Consider the following 925-nt stretch of genomic DNA (forward strand, 5'->3'; position numbering starts at 1 on the left):
AGGTCTCCGGGTTGCAGTGCGTCCAGGGGGACGCGGCGGGCGGCGCCCCAGCTCCATTGGGTCCAGGTGGTGCGGGGGAGTTCGACGCCTGCGGTGCGCCAGGCGGCTTGGGTGAGGCCGGAGCAGTCGAAGGAGCTGGGTCCTTCGGCGCCGTATTGGTAGGGCTTGCCGACTTGGGCGAAGGCGAATTGGAGTGCCAGGCGGGCGTTGCCGGAGGCGGGGCCGGTGTATTTGATGCCGGTGCTGTTGGGGTTGCCGGCTTGGTAGGCGCCCAGTCGTCGCAGGAGTTTCTTCTGTTCGGCGACGAGTTTGTCGACCTTCGCTTTTTGGTCGCGTACCTTGTCGCGTGCGGTGTCGGCCTCTGCCAGGACTTGTTTGGCCTGGGCGCGCCGGTCGCGCAGGTCCTTGGTGGTGGCTTCGAAGGCGAGGACTTTCTCGGCCCTGTCCCGTGCGATCTGTTCCAGGGAGGCCATGCTGCTCAGGGTGGCTCCGGGGCTGCTGGGGAAGGCGAATCGCTGCCAGCCGGTGATGGGGCCGGTCTGGTAGTCGCCGACCGCCGCTGTGATGAGGTCCTTGCGCAGGGTGTCGACCTGGGCGTTCTTGCGGGTGAGTTCGGCGTTGAGGGTGTCGTATTTCTTCTTGGCGGTTTTGTGGGTCTCGGTGGCTTGGTTGTACTGCTCGACGAGTTGGTCGGCCTGCTCGTTGAGCTTCACCAGTTTGGCGCGGACCTTGGCGGGCGAGGGCGGTGCGGCGACGGCGGCGCCGGGGTTGGTGGTCAGCACGGCGAGGGCCAGTGCTGCGGCCGATGCTGTTTGCCCAAGCCTTGTCGGCACGGCCACTACGACGCCTCCTCGTAAACCTTCAGACCTGGGGCGAAATAGTACAGAAGTGAAGAGGGTGGTCAGCCTATTCGCGGCATTTGCCC

At 65.9% G+C, this 925-nt stretch carries 1 protein-coding gene; it reads right to left on the minus strand.

Going from position 1 to position 925, the window contains the following annotated elements:
- Positions 1-833 (minus strand): NlpC/P60 family protein (locus ACTMTI_RS56925; protein WP_441129418.1); only part of this gene is annotated, 833 nt, incomplete at its 3' end.
- Positions 834-925: the final 92 nt, after the last annotated feature.

The organism is Nonomuraea sp. H19, assembly GCF_052068215.1.
Lineage (GTDB): Bacteria > Actinomycetota > Actinomycetes > Streptosporangiales > Streptosporangiaceae > Nonomuraea.